We start from the raw sequence: 13,573 nt of genomic DNA on the forward strand, positions 1-13,573 counted from the left end.
CGTGGGCACACTCTGCATGCGGGGTTACCGGGTGGCCCACTGCGCCAGTTGCGACTGCAGGTGCGCCTCCAGCGCTGGCAGCAGCGCCTGCACGGCCGCCTCTTGCGCCGCAGGGCTGGGCCGCTGCGCAGCAGCCCAAACGGGCGCCGGAAAGTGGCTGTCCCAGCCAAACCGCGCAATCACATGCCAGTGCAGGTGCGGCACCATGTTGCCCAGCGCCGCGATGTTGACCTTGGTCGGCGACAGGTGCTGGCGCAGCGCCTGCTCCACCACGGTCACCGCCTCCATGCAATGCACGCGGTCGGCGGCGGCCAGGTCCGAGAACTCGGCCACATGCCCGTTCCAGACCACGCGGTAGAAGGCGGGAAACCCTGGCTCCTGCGCACGGATGACACGCAGGCGCTCGCCGCGCCAGACCAAGGCGCCGCCGTCTTCGGCGCACAAGGGGCAGGCCATCAGACAAGGACCCGTTCGATGCCGCCCTGGTTGGCACGCTGCACGTATTCGGGCAGCCAGTTCTCGCCCAGGATCTGCCGGGCCATCTCGATGACGATGTAGTCGGCTTCGAGCAGACCGGTCTGCAGGTCGTCGCCATAGCGTGTGATGCCCTGCAGGCAGCTCGGGCAGCTGGTCAGGATCTTGATGTTGTCCTGGGCGCCGACGGCACCGCTGGCGCGCAGCTGGGCTTCGCCCTTGCGGATTTCCTCTTCCTTGCGAAAGCGCACCTGGGTCGACACGTCGGGCCGCGTCACACCCAGGGTGCCCGATTCGCCGCAGCAGCGCTCGCTCTTGAGCACCTTGTCGCCCACCAGGGCGCGCACGGTCTTCATCGAGTCGCCCTGCTTCATGGGGTTGTGGCAGGGCTCGTGGTACAGGTAGCCGCCCTGCCCTGCGGGCAGCGTGATGCCTTTTTCCAGCAGGTATTCGTGGATGTCGATGATGCGGCAGCCCGGGAAGATCTTGTCGAACTCGTAACCCTGCAGCTGGTCGTAGCAGGTGCCGCAGCTCACCACCACGGTCTTGATATCGAGGTAGTTGAGCGTGTTGGCGACGCGGTGGAAGAGCACGCGGTTGTCGGTGATCATCTTCTCGGCCTTGTCGAACTGGCCCGAGCCGCGCTGCGGGTAGCCGCAGCACAGGTAGCCCGGCGGCAGCACCGTCTGCACGCCCGCGTGCCAGAGCATGGCCTGGGTGGCCAGGCCCACCTGGCTGAACAGGCGCTCGGAACCGCAACCGGGGAAGTAGAACACCGCCTCGGTCTCGGCCGTGGTGGCCTGCGGGTTGCGGATGATGGGCACGTAGTCCTTGTCCTCGATGTCCAGCAGCGCGCGCGCGGTTTTCTTGGGCAGGCCACCGGGCAGTTTCTTGTTGACGAAGTGGATCACCTGCTCCTTGATCGGCGCCGTGCCCACCGTGGCCGGCGGGTGCGCCGTCTGTTTGCGCGACACCTTGCGCAGCAGGTCCACGGCCACGCGCTGGGCCTTGAAGCCGACCCCCACCATGGCCGTGCGCAGCAGCTTGATGGTGTCGGGGTTGGTGGCGTTGAGCATGGCCATGGCCAGCGCATTGCCGGGCCGGAAGCTCTTCTTGCCCATCTTGCGCAGCAGGTTGCGCATGTTCATGGTGACATCGCCAAAGTCGATCTTCACCGGGCAGGGGCTCTCGCACTTGTGGCACACCGTGCAGTGGTCGGCCACGTCCTCGAACTCCTGCCAGTGCTTGATGCTCACGCCGCGGCGGGTCTGCTCTTCGTACAGGAAGGCCTCGACCAGCAGCGAGGTCGCCAGGATCTTGTTGCGCGGGCTGTACAGCAGGTTGGCGCGCGGCACGTGCGTGGAGCACACGGGCTTGCACTTGCCACAGCGCAGACAGTCCTTGACCGAATCGGCAATCGCGCCGATGTCGCTCTGCTGCATGATCAGCGACTCGTGCCCCATCAGGCCAAAGCTGGGCGTGTAGGCGTTGGTCAGATCGGCGTGCAGCAGTGGACTGGAGGCCAGGTTGGCCTCTTTCGCTTGCCCATTCACCATTTGAAGCTCCTGATTTCGGAGCAGCTTGCCCTTGTTGAAGCGCCCTTGCGGATCCACCTTCTGCTTGTACTGCGCAAAGGGGCGCAGTTCGTCGTCGGTCAGAAACTCCAGCTTGGTGATGCCGATGCCGTGCTCACCCGAGATCACGCCATCGAGGCTGCGCGCCAGCACCATGATGCGTTCGACCGCCTGGTGCGCGGTCTGCAGCATGTCGTAGTCGTCGCTGTTGACCGGCAGGTTGGTATGCACATTGCCGTCGCCCGCGTGCATGTGCAGCGCCACCCACACGCGGCCCTTGAGCACACGCTTGTGGATGGCGGTGGCTTCGTCGAGGATGGGCAGGAACGCCGCACCCGAGAAGATGCCCTGCAGGGGTGCGCGCAGCTGGGTTTTCCAGCTCGCGCGCAGGGTGTGGTCCTGCAGTTGCGGAAACAGGGTGTCCACGTTCTGCAGCCAGCCGGACCACAGCGCACGCACCTCGGCCACCAGCGCAAGGGCCTGGGCCACGCGGTCTTCCAGCAGTTCGGCCGAGGGGATTTCGCTCGCGTCGTCGTGCCTGCCCAGCGGCAGGTTGCCGCGCTCGAAAAACTCGGTGAGCGCGTCGCACAGCTTGATCTTGTTGCGCAGGGAGAGCTCGATGTTGATGCGCTCGATGCCGTCGGTGTACTCGGCCATGCGCGGCAGCGGGATCACCACGTCTTCATTGATCTTGAAGGCGTTGGTGTGGCGGCTGATGGCGGCCGTGCGCTTGCGGTCGAGCCAGAATTTCTTGCGCGCCTCGGGGCTGATGGCGATGAAGCCTTCGCCGCTGCGCGAGTTGGCAATGCGCACGACCTCGCTGGTCACGCGCGCCACGTCGTCGGCGTTGTCGCCCGCGATGTCGCCAAACAGCACCATCTTGGGCAGGCCGCCGCCGTGCTTCTTGCTCTTGGTGGTGTAGCCGACGGCCTTCAGGTAGCGGTCGTCCAGATGCTCCAGGCCGGCCAGCAAAACGCCACTGCGCTTTTGCTCGGCGAACATGAAGTCCTTGATCTCGACGATGCTGGGCACGGCGTTCCTGGCGTTGCCAAAGAACTCCAGGCACACGGTGCGCGTGTGCTCGGGCATGCGGTGCACCACCCAGCGCGCGCTGGTGATGAGGCCGTCGCAGCCCTCCTTCTGGATGCCGGGCAGGCCCGAGAGGAACTTGTCCGTCACATCCTTGCCCAGGCCTTCCTTGCGGAAGGTCTTGCCCGGGATGGCCAGGCGCTCGGTGCGCACGGGCGTCCTGCCGTCGGCCTCGAAGTACTGCAACTCGAAGGTGGCGGTCTCCACGTCATGGATCTTGCCCATGTTGTGGTCCAGGCGGGTCACTTCCAGCCACTGGGCCTCGGGCGTGACCATGCGCCAGCTGGCCAGGTTGTCGAGCGCCGTGCCCCACAGCACGGCCTTCTTGCCGCCCGCGTTCATGGCGATGTTGCCGCCGATACACGAGGCCTCGGCGCTGGTCGGGTCCACGGCAAACACAAAGCCTGCGCGCTCGGCAGCGTCGGCCACGCGCTGCGTGACCACACCGGCTTCGGTCCACACCGTGCCCACCTCGCGGTCCAGGCCCGGCAGGCGGCGCATCTCCACCTCGGTCATGGCTTCAAGCTTTTCGGTGTTGATGACCACGCTCTTCCAGGTCAGCGGAATCGCGCCACCGGTGTAGCCCGTGCCGCCCCCGCGCGGGATGATGGTCAGGCCCAGCTCGATGCAGCCCTTGACCAGGTGCGCCATCTCGGCCTCGGTGTCGGGCGTGAGCACGACAAACGGGTATTCGACGCGCCAGTCGGTGGCATCGGTGACGTGCGAGACGCGCGAGAGGCCATCGAACTTGATGTTGTCGCGGGCCGTGAGGCGGCCCAGGGTCTTCTGGATCTGGCGGCGCAGCGTGGCGGCCTGTTCGAACGTGGCATCGAACTGCGCCACCGCGCGGCGCGCGGCCTGCGCCAGTTCGCCCACCAGGCGGTCGCGCTCGGCGTCGTCGGGCGTGCGGCGCTTGTCGATCTCGCCCAGGCGGTGCTGCAGGGCATCGACCAGCAGCTTGCGGCGCGCGGGGTTGTCCAGCAGATCGTCCTGCAGATAGGGGTTGCGCTGCACCACCCAAATATCGCCCAGCACCTCGTACAGCATGCGGGCCGAGCGGCCCGTGCGGCGCTCGTTGCGCAACTGATCGAGCACCTCCCAGGCAGGCGCCCCCAGCAGGCGAATCACGATCTCCCGGTCGGAGAACGAGGTGTAGTTGTAGGGAATTTCGCGCAGACGCACAGGCTCGGCAGCCTGCGTCTGCAGGGCAGCCAACGCAATCGGAACATTCATGGGATCAACCTGGGCGGGCGCTCTGCGCCCATGAGCCTTGGGGGGAAGATTTTATGCCACGGGCCGCTGGCGCGCCCGGGGCCGGCTAGAACAGCACGCGGCTGCGCAGTGTTCCAGGCACATGGGCCAGCTTGTCCAGCGCCAGGTCGGACGAAGCGGCGTCGATATCGATCACCACATAGCCGATCTTCTCGTTGGTCTGCAGGTACTGCGCCGAGACGTTGATCTGGTTGTCCGAGAAGATGCGGTTGATCTCGGACAGCACGCCCGGCACGTTGCGGTGGATGTGCAGCAGGCGGTGCTTGCCAGGGTGCGCGGGCAGCGCCACCTCGGGGAAGTTGACCGACGAGGTGCTGGTGCCGTTGTCGCTGTATTTCACGAGCTTTTCCGCCACCTCCAGACCGATGTTGGCCTGCGCCTCCATGGTGGAGCCGCCGATGTGGGGCGTGAGGATGACGTTGTCGAACCCGCGCAGGGGCGACACGAATTCGTCCTTGTTGGTGCGCGGCTCGACCGGGAACACGTCGATGGCGGCGCCCAGCAGCTTCTTGGCCTTCAGCGCCTCGGCCAGCGGCTCGATCTGCACCACCGTGCCGCGCGCTGCGTTGATGAGGATGCCGCCCGGCTTCATGGCCGCAATTTCAGCCGCACCCATCATCCCTTCGGTGGACGGCAGCTCGGGCACATGCAGGCTCACGATGTCGCTCTGGCCCAGCAAGTCGTGCAGGTGCTGCACCTGCCGGGCATTGCCCAGGGGCAGCTTGTTGATCACATCGAAAAATGCCACATGCATGCCCAGCGCCTCGGCCAGCACCGACAGCTGCGTGCCGATGGAGCCATAACCCACGATGCCGAGCGTCTTGCCGCGGATCTCATAGGCGTTGTCGGCCGACTTGAGCCAGCCGCCCCGGTGCGCCACCGCATTCTTTTCGGGGATCCCGCGCAACAGCAGGATGGCCTCGGCCAGCACCAGCTCGGCCACCGAACGGGTGTTCGAATAGGGCGCATTGAAGACCGCAATGCCGCGCTCGCGTGCAGCATTCAGGTCCACCTGGTTGGTGCCAATACAGAAGCAACCCACCGCCACCAGCTTGGGCGCGTGGGCAAACACCTCCTGCGTCAGCTGGGTGCGCGAGCGGATACCCACGAAATGGGCGTCCGCGATCTTGCGGCGCAGGTCGTCATCGGCAAGCGCCCCAGACACCGTCTCGATCTGGCTGTAACCCGCCGCCCGTATCACATCCACCGCAGACGCATGGATGCCCTCCAGCAACAGGAATTTGATCTTGCTTTTGTCCAGAGAAGTGGTGGCCATGGCGAAGTGAGGGTGGAGAAAAGACCTGGCTTGCATGGGCACGAGGCGCTGCAATCCGGCAAGGCACCAAGCATGATGCATTGCACAAAAAACCGCCACCCTGCCCGCAATGGCCTTGATGCCAACGGTGAATTCACGCAAATTGTTACATGACCGTCACAGTACCAAACCACCAAGAACGCGCAACGGGTTTCCCCGGTTGTCGGGGTAAATGGTCTGTGCGACAACGACACACCACTGACACAGGGGCTACCTAGCATGGTCCCTTTATGTCTTCGTCATTCTGGAGGAGTATTCATGCAATTCAAGCACCTGGCCTTGACCGCCGCCCTTGCCACCACCGTGTGCGTTTCTGCCCAAGCACAGACCGAAATCCAGTGGTGGCATTCGATGACGGCCGTGAACAACGAGTGGGTCACCGACCTGGCCCGGCAGTTCAATGAAAGCCAGAAGGAATACAAGGTGGTGCCCACCTTCAAGGGTGCCTATGACGAAAGCATGACCGCCGCCATTGCGGCCTTCCGCTCGGGCAACGCACCGCACATCCTGCAGGTGTTCGAGGTGGGCACAGCCACCATGATGGCCAGCAAGGGCGCCACCGTGCCCGTGGCCAAGGTGATGCAGGACGCCGGCGCCGACTTCGATCCCAAGGCCTACATCCCCGCCGTGGCGGCCTACTACACGGCCCCCAATGGACAGATACTGAGCTTCCCGTTCAACAGCTCCACCACTGTCTTCTATTACAACAAAGACGCCTTCAAGAAGGCCGGCCTGAACCCCGACAAGGCCCCGGCCACCTGGCCCGAAGTGTTCGAAGCCGCCAAGAAGCTCAAGGCCAGCGGCCACAGCTGCCCCATGACGCTGGCCTGGAATGGCTGGACCCAGCTGGAGTCGTTCTCCGCCTGGCACAACATCGAGTTCGCCACCGAAAAGAACGGCCTGAGCGCCAATGGCCACAAGGCCCGCATGAAGATCAACTCGCCGCTGCACGTGCGGCACATCGACAACCTGGCCAAGGCCGCCAAGGCGGGCGAGTACCTGTACAAGGGCCGCGGCTCCGCGGCACAGGCTTCGTTCACCGCCGGTGAATGCGCCATGATCCAGACTTCGTCGGGCTTCTACGGCGACGTGGCCAAGAACGCCAAGTTCGCCTACGGCCTGGCCCCCATGCCTTACTACCCCGACGTGAAGGGCGCTCCGCAGAACACCGTGATCGGCGGCGCCTCGCTGTGGGTCATGGCCGGCAAGAAGCCCGAGGAATACAAGGGCGTGGCCAAGTTCTTCGAATTCCTGTCGCAAACCAAGGTGCAGGCCGCCAGCCACCAGCGCACGGGCTACCTGCCCATCACCATGGGCGCCTATGAGCTGACGGACAAGTCCGGCTTCTACGCCAAGCACCCCGGCACCGACGTGGCCGTGAACCAGATGGTGCGCAAGGTGACCGACAACTCCCGCGGCATCCGCCTGGGCAACTACGTGCAGATCCGTGCCATCGAGGACGAAGAACTCGAGCAGGTCTGGTCCGGCAAGAAATCGGCCAAGGAGGCCCTGGACGCCATCGTGAATCGCGGCAACGAGCTGCTGACCCGCTTCGAGCGCTCGTACAAACAATAAGATCAGGGGGCGGGCGCCACTGGGCGCCCGCCCTGCCTCTGCGGCCCGATCCTGAAGGCCGCTTCACCTTTTCCGACGGTTGCGGCCCTGCACCGGCGTTTTTTTTGTTTGTGACCGCCATGGAAAAACGCGTACTTTTCCGCTCGGCCTGGCTGCCCTGGGTGCTGATCGCCCCCCAGTTGCTCATCATCGGCATCTTCTTCTTCTGGCCCGCCGCCCAGGCCGTGATCCAATCGTTCCAGATGGAGGACGCCTTCGGCATGAGCACCGAATGGGTGGGGCTGGACAACTTTCGCCAGCTGGTGGACAACCCCTCTTATCTCGATTCCTTCCAGCGCACGGCCGTGTTCTCGGTGCTGGTGGCGGGCATCGGCATCGTGGTGTCGCTCGCGCTGGCCATCTTCGCCGACCGCATCGTGCGCTTTGCCCTGGTCTACAAGACCCTGCTCATCGTGCCCTATGCAGTGGCACCGGTGATTGCCGGCGTGCTGTGGGTGTTCCTGTTCTCGCCCTCCATTGGCGTGGTCACCTACTACCTGGGTGCGCTGGGCCACAACTGGAACCACATGATGAACGACGGGCAGGCCATGGCACTCATCGTGATCGCCTCGGTATGGAAGCAGATTTCCTACAACTTCCTGTTCTTCCTGGCGGGCCTGCAATCGATACCAAAGGCACTGATCGAGGCCGCATCCATCGACGGTGCGGGCCCCTGGCGCCGGTTCTGGAACATCCAGCTGCCGCTGCTGTCGCCCACCACCTTCTTTTTGCTGGTGATCAACATCGTCTACGCGTTCTTCGACACCTTCGGCATCATCGACGCGGCCACCCAGGGCGGCCCCGGCCAGTCCACCTCCATCCTGGTCTACAAGGTGTACCAGGACGGTTTCAAGGCGCTGGACCTGGGCGGCTCGGCCGCGCAGTCGGTGATCCTGATGTGCATCGTGGTGGCGCTCACGGTGGTGCAGTTCCGCTACGTCGAGAAAAAAGTCCAATACTGAGGCCCCATGGTTGACCGCAATCCCTGGCTCAATTTCCTGTCCCACGCCGTGCTGATCCTCGGCGTGGCCATCGTGGCCTTTCCGCTGTACCTGGCGCTGATCGCATCCACCCACACGGCCGAGGCCATCGTGCAGTCGCCCATGCCGCTGCTGCCCGGTGCCCACCTGTGGGACAACTACCGGGCCGCGCTGTTCGGTTCGGGCAAGCTGGGCTCCAACACCAACGTTTTGCACATGATGTGGGTGAGCTTCGTGGTGGCCATGGTCATCACCGTGGGCAAGATCGCGATTTCGCTGCTGTCGGCGTTCGCCATCGTGTACTTCCGCTTCCCGTTCAAGATGCTGTGCTTCTGGGCCATCTTCGTGACGCTGATGCTGCCGGTGGAAGTGCGCATCCTGCCCACCTACAAGGTGGTGGCCGACCTGGGCCTGCTCAACAGCTACGCGGGCCTCACGCTGCCGCTGATCGCCTCGGCCACTGCCACTTTTTTGTTCCGCCAGTTCTTCCTGACGGTGCCCGACGAACTGGTGGAAGCCGCGCGCATGGATGGCGCGGGCCCGATGCGCTTCTTCAAGGACGTGCTGGTGCCGCTGTCGCGCACGTCGATTGCCGCGCTGTTCGTGATCCAGTTCATTTACGGCTGGAACCAGTATCTGTGGCCCCTGCTGATGACCACCACGGAAGACATGTACCCCGTGGTGATCGGTATCAAGCGCATGCTGGCCGGCGGAGAGGCCGCCGTGGACTGGAACATCGTGATGGCCACCGCCATCGTGGCCATGCTGCCGCCCACAGCCGTCGTCATCCTGATGCAGAAGTGGTTCGTCAAGGGCCTGGTAGATACCGAGAAATAAGCGTCAAAACCACCTGCAACGCTTATGAAGAAAGCGCTTGCAGCTGTTCATTCAATAGCAAATATGGCATCCATCACCCTTCGCAACATCGTCAAGCGCTACGGCCACGGCCCCAAGGCCAACCCGGTGATCCACGGCGTGAACGCCGAAATCCATGACGGTGAATTCGTCGTCATCGTCGGCCCCTCGGGCTGTGGCAAATCCACGCTGCTGCGCATGGTGGCCGGCCTGGAAGAAATCACCGACGGCACGATCGCCATCGGCGAGCGCGTGGTCAACAACCTCGAACCCGCGCAGCGCGACATCGCCATGGTGTTCCAGAACTACGCGCTGTACCCGCACATGAGCGTGTTCGACAACATGGCCTACGGCCTCAAGATCGCCAGCGTGCCCCGGGACGAGATCAAGACGCGCGTGGACAAGGCCGCCAAGATATTGGAACTGGGCCACCTGCTCGAACGCAAGCCGCGCGAGCTGTCGGGCGGCCAGCGCCAGCGCGTGGCCATGGGCCGGGCCATCGTGCGCCAGCCGCAGGTGTTTTTGTTCGACGAACCGCTGTCCAACCTCGACGCCAAGCTGCGCGCGCAGACGCGCATCGAGATCCAGAAGCTGCACCGCGAGCTGGGCATCACCAGCCTGTTCGTCACGCACGACCAGGTCGAGGCCATGACGCTGGCGCAGCGCATGATCGTGATGAACGCCGGCAACATGGAGCAGTTCGGCACGCCCGAAGAGGTCTACCACACGCCGGCATCGATCTTTGTGGCCAGCTTCATCGGCTCGCCGCCCATGAACCTGCTGCACCACGCGCCCAACAGCAAGCCCGGCACCATTGTGGGCATTCGCCCCGAGCACCTGGACATCACCGCCACCGGCTGGCAGGTGCGGGTGGACACGGTCGAACTGCTGGGCGCCGAGCGCCTGGTCTACGCCACCATGGGCGGCGACCACCTGATAGTGCGCATTGACGAAGGCAGCGCCTCGCCCCAGGCAGGCGACACCATCCATATCACGCCGCGCGCGGACCGCCTGCACTGGTTCGATGCCCAGTCCGGCAAACGCCTCTGACCTGCCCCGACGAATGCAGACCATGGAGAACCCCTGGCCCTATCCCCGCTGGATCGCCCACCGTGGCGCCGGCAAGCTGGCCCCCGAAAACACGATGTCGGCATTCCGACTGGGCGCGCAATACGGTTACCGCATGTTCGAATGCGACGCCAAGCTCAGCGCCGATGGCGTGCTGTTCCTGCTGCACGATGCCACGCTGCAGCGCACCACCAATGGCCATGGCACGGGCGGCGAGCTGCCCTGGTCTGCCCTGTCGCAGCTGGACGCCGGCAGCTGGCATTCGCGCACTCACGCAGGTGAAAGCCTGCCCACGCTGGAGGCGCTGGCGCGCTGGTGCCTGGCCAGCCATTTCTGCCTGAATGTGGAGATCAAGCCCACGCCCGGCACCGAAGCCGCCACCGGCCGCGCGGTGGCCGAGCTGCTGGCACACATCTGGCCCACCACAGCCATTGCGCCCTTGCTCACCTCGTTCCGGCCCGATGCGCTGGCGGCGGCCCAGGCCGCTGCGCCGCAGTTGCCGCGCGGCCTGCTGATCGACACCCTGCAGCCGGGCTGCCTTGACCTGGCGCAGCAACTGGGCTGCCAGGCGCTGGTGTGCAACCACGCACTGTGGGATGCGGCCCTGGTGGCACAAGTGCATGCGCTCGGCCTGCGCGCCCTGGGCTACACGGTGAACGACGAGTGGACTGCCCAACGCCTGATCGACCTGGGAACCGACGGCATCATCACCGACCGCGTCGATCTGTTCAGCCCCGCCCGATAGCGGTGGGTCCGCCCGCACAGTTGCTCACGCGCCGCACCCCGCGCAGGCTGAAAATACGTGCATGCACCGCCGCCACACCTTCCCCCCGCCCAAGCCACCCGCCCTGCCGGCAGCACCCCGGCCGCTGGCGCGCCTGCTGCTGTGCTGGCTGCTCGCGGGCTGGCTGGGGGCACTGGGCCCGGCCCCTGCGCTGGCCCAGGACCAGTCGACGAAGTCCACCATGGACCAGACCGGCAAGGACAACACCCCCCTGCCCCAGGTGGACGAACTGCGCAGGCAGCTGGACGCCATTCCCAGGAAACTCGACGAAGCGGACAGCAACCGCCAGCTGCTGGACGAAATCAACGCCGTGGGCACGGCGGCCGAACGCCTGGCGGACCATCGCACCACCGAGCTGGCCGAACTGGACCTGCGCCTCGCCGGCCTGGGCCCGGCGCCCGCCAAGGGCACCCCGGCGGAAGCACCGGACGTGGCCGCGCAACGCGCGAGCCTGAACAAGCAGCGCACCGAGATTGACGCCGAACTCAAGCTCGCGCGCCTGATCGCCGTGGATGCCGAACAGCGCGGTGCCGACCTCGTGCGCCAGCGCCGCTTGCAGTTTCAGGCCGCGCTGACCACGCACGCCGACTCGCCCTTGAGCCCCTCCTTCTGGCGCACCCTGCGCCAGGCCGCCCCGGGCGACTTCGCGCGCCTGCGGGTGCTGGGCGCAGATCTGCTCGGCGCAGCGCGCGCGGCGCTGGATTCCAAGCACCGCAACGCCTTCCAGGGCTACCTGCTGCTGGCCCTGCTGCTGGCCGTGGCGGGCACCTGGCTGGCCGAGCGCATCCTCGTGCGCGTTCTGCCCTCGCGCCTGCCGGCGGGGCGGCTGCGACGCTCCCTGCTGGCCATGGCCGCCATCGTGGCCAACGTGCTCATCGTCGGCACCGCCATGCAATTTGCCTGGAGCGCGCTCAAGCTCGGCGGGCCGCTGCCGGACAACCTGCTGGCGCTGCAGCAGGCCACCGTGCGCGCCGCCGCCTATGCCGCCTTCGTGGTCACGCTGGGCCATGGGCTGCTGTCTCGCCGGCGCAGCTCCTGGCGCCTGCTGCCCATCTCCGACGATCTGGCCCGGCGCCTGAGCCCCCTTCCGTGGTGGACGGCCGCGCTGTCGGCACTGGGCGCCGTGGTGACCGACGTCAACGCGATCATCGGCGCCAGCCTGGCGGCCGAGGTGCTGGTTCACGCGGTCTTCGCGCTGTTGCTGTCCTTCTCGGTGGCCGTGGCGCTGGGCCGTCTGCACGCCACGCCCGATGGCGCTGCGGTCGGCGACGAGGCAGCGCACGAACGGCCAGACGGCGAGACCAGGCCCCTGTGGGTGGGCCTGATCCTGGCCGGTGCCGGCGTTGCGGTGGTGCTCACCGTGGCGGCGGTGGCCTTCGGCTTCATCGCGCTGGCCGGCACGCTGGCGCGGCAGATGGTGTGGTCTGGCGTGGTCTTTGCCACCACCTATCTTCTGTTCCAGCTGGCCGACGATCTGAGCCAGGCGCTGCTGTCGTCCAAGGGCAGCGTCGGCGCACGCATCCACACCACGCTGGGCATCGGCGCGCAACTGCTCGACCAGTCCGCGGTGGTGCTCTCGGGCGTGCTGCGCGTGCTGCTGTTTTTCTACATGGTCATCGCGCTGATGGCACCGCTGGGCACCAACCCGGACGAACTCTTTCGCCGCGGCAGCAATGTGGACCACAGCCTGAAGGTGGGCGATCTGACGCTCGCCCCCCAGGCGCTTTTGACCGCGCTGGCGGTGATTTGCGCGGGCTTTGTCGCCATCCGCATTGGCAAGCACTGGCTCAGTGAACGCTACTTTCCGCACACCTCGCTGGAGCCGGGCATGCGCAGCTCCATCGTCACGCTGCTGGGCTATGTGGGCGGGGTGGTGGTGATCGCGGTGGCGCTGGCGGGCCTGGGGATCAGCGTGGAGCGCATCGCCTGGGTGGCCAGCGCGCTGTCGGTGGGCATCGGCTTCGGCCTGCAGGCCATTGTGCAGAACTTCATCTCGGGCCTGATCCTGCTGGCCGAGCGTCCCGTGAAGGTGGGCGACTGGGTGGTGCTGGGCGACACCGAGGGCGACGTGCGCCGCGTCAACGTGCGCGCCACCGAGATCCAGCTAGGCGACCGCTCCACGGTGATCGTGCCCAACTCCGAATTCATCACCAAGACCGTGCGCAACATGACGCTGGGCAGCGCCCAGGGCCGCGTGCTGCTGCGCCTGCCCGCGCCGCTCGATACCGACGCGCGGCGCATGCACGCGCTGATCCTGCGGGCCTTCCATGCGCACGAGGACATCCTGGAGAACCCCGCACCGTCGGTGACGCTGGAGGGCGTTCAGAGTGGCACGCTCACCTTCCTGGCGATCGGCTACGTGAGCAGCCCGCGCAACGCCGCGGGCGTGCGCAGCGACGTGCTGTTCGCCATCCTGGATGCGCTGCGCGAGGCAGGCCTGGCGCTGTCGCCGCCAGCCACCACCTCGGTGGCCCAGGCACCGCGCGACGCCACGCCAGAGCCACCGCTGCCAGAGCCCGCATGACGCTCCTTTTTCAATAGCTTCTTG

At 65.9% G+C, this 13,573-nt stretch carries 9 protein-coding genes; 6 read left to right on the forward strand and 3 right to left on the reverse strand.

Features of this window, described 5'->3' with window-relative positions; translation table 11 throughout:
• Positions 1 to 24: 24 nt before the first annotated feature.
• The 3 genes from AC1Q5S_RS02375 to serA form a co-directional block, all read right to left on the reverse strand.
• Complete coding sequence (locus AC1Q5S_RS02375) at positions 25 to 456, reverse strand: HIT family protein (RefSeq protein WP_303833172.1); 432 nt, start codon at positions 454 to 456, stop codon at positions 25 to 27.
• Positions 456 to 4,370, reverse strand: coding sequence for a DUF3683 domain-containing protein (locus AC1Q5S_RS02380; RefSeq protein ID WP_303833170.1), 3,915 nt, complete (start codon positions 4,368 to 4,370; stop codon positions 456 to 458). The genes AC1Q5S_RS02375 and AC1Q5S_RS02380 overlap by 1 nt, the downstream gene beginning before the upstream one ends.
• 85 nt (positions 4,371 to 4,455) lie before the next feature.
• Positions 4,456 to 5,685 carry a phosphoglycerate dehydrogenase gene (gene serA, locus AC1Q5S_RS02385; protein WP_303833168.1) on the reverse strand — a complete coding sequence of 410 codons (1,230 nt, stop codon included), beginning with the start codon at positions 5,683 to 5,685 and terminating at the stop codon, positions 4,456 to 4,458.
• A 297-nt stretch (positions 5,686 to 5,982) separates the two neighbouring features.
• Here serA and ugpB point away from each other — a divergent pair, with 297 nt between their 5' ends.
• The 6 genes from ugpB to AC1Q5S_RS02415 all read left to right on the forward strand — a co-directional run bounded on the left by ugpB (position 5,983) and on the right by AC1Q5S_RS02415 (position 13,549).
• Positions 5,983 to 7,299 (forward strand): sn-glycerol-3-phosphate ABC transporter substrate-binding protein UgpB, encoded by a 1,317-nt coding sequence (gene ugpB, locus AC1Q5S_RS02390; RefSeq protein WP_492238271.1) that lies wholly within the window; start codon positions 5,983 to 5,985, stop codon positions 7,297 to 7,299.
• 119 nt (positions 7,300 to 7,418) lie between these two features.
• Positions 7,419 to 8,300, forward strand: coding sequence for a sn-glycerol-3-phosphate ABC transporter permease UgpA (gene ugpA, locus AC1Q5S_RS02395; protein WP_422203677.1), 882 nt, complete (start codon positions 7,419 to 7,421; stop codon positions 8,298 to 8,300).
• A 6-nt stretch (positions 8,301 to 8,306) separates the two neighbouring features.
• Entirely contained in the window at positions 8,307 to 9,155 is an 849-nt protein-coding gene (ugpE, locus tag AC1Q5S_RS02400) for a sn-glycerol-3-phosphate ABC transporter permease UgpE (protein ID WP_303833165.1), read from the forward strand.
• 63 nt (positions 9,156 to 9,218) lie between these two features.
• Positions 9,219 to 10,223 carry a sn-glycerol-3-phosphate import ATP-binding protein UgpC gene (locus AC1Q5S_RS02405; protein WP_303833164.1) on the forward strand — a complete coding sequence of 335 codons (1,005 nt, stop codon included), beginning with the start codon at positions 9,219 to 9,221 and terminating at the stop codon, positions 10,221 to 10,223.
• Between the two features lie 22 nt (positions 10,224 to 10,245).
• Complete coding sequence (gene ugpQ, locus AC1Q5S_RS02410; RefSeq protein ID WP_492238273.1) at positions 10,246 to 10,986, forward strand: glycerophosphodiester phosphodiesterase; 741 nt, start codon at positions 10,246 to 10,248, stop codon at positions 10,984 to 10,986.
• Positions 10,987 to 11,047: 61 nt separating this feature from the next.
• Positions 11,048 to 13,549: a DUF3772 domain-containing protein gene (locus AC1Q5S_RS02415; protein WP_422203683.1), complete on the forward strand. Its 2,502-nt coding sequence runs from the start codon at positions 11,048 to 11,050 to the stop codon at positions 13,547 to 13,549.
• Positions 13,550 to 13,573 lie beyond the last annotated feature (24 nt).

The sequence above is a fragment of the Acidovorax sp. GW835-FHT14B10 genome (assembly GCF_058793725.1).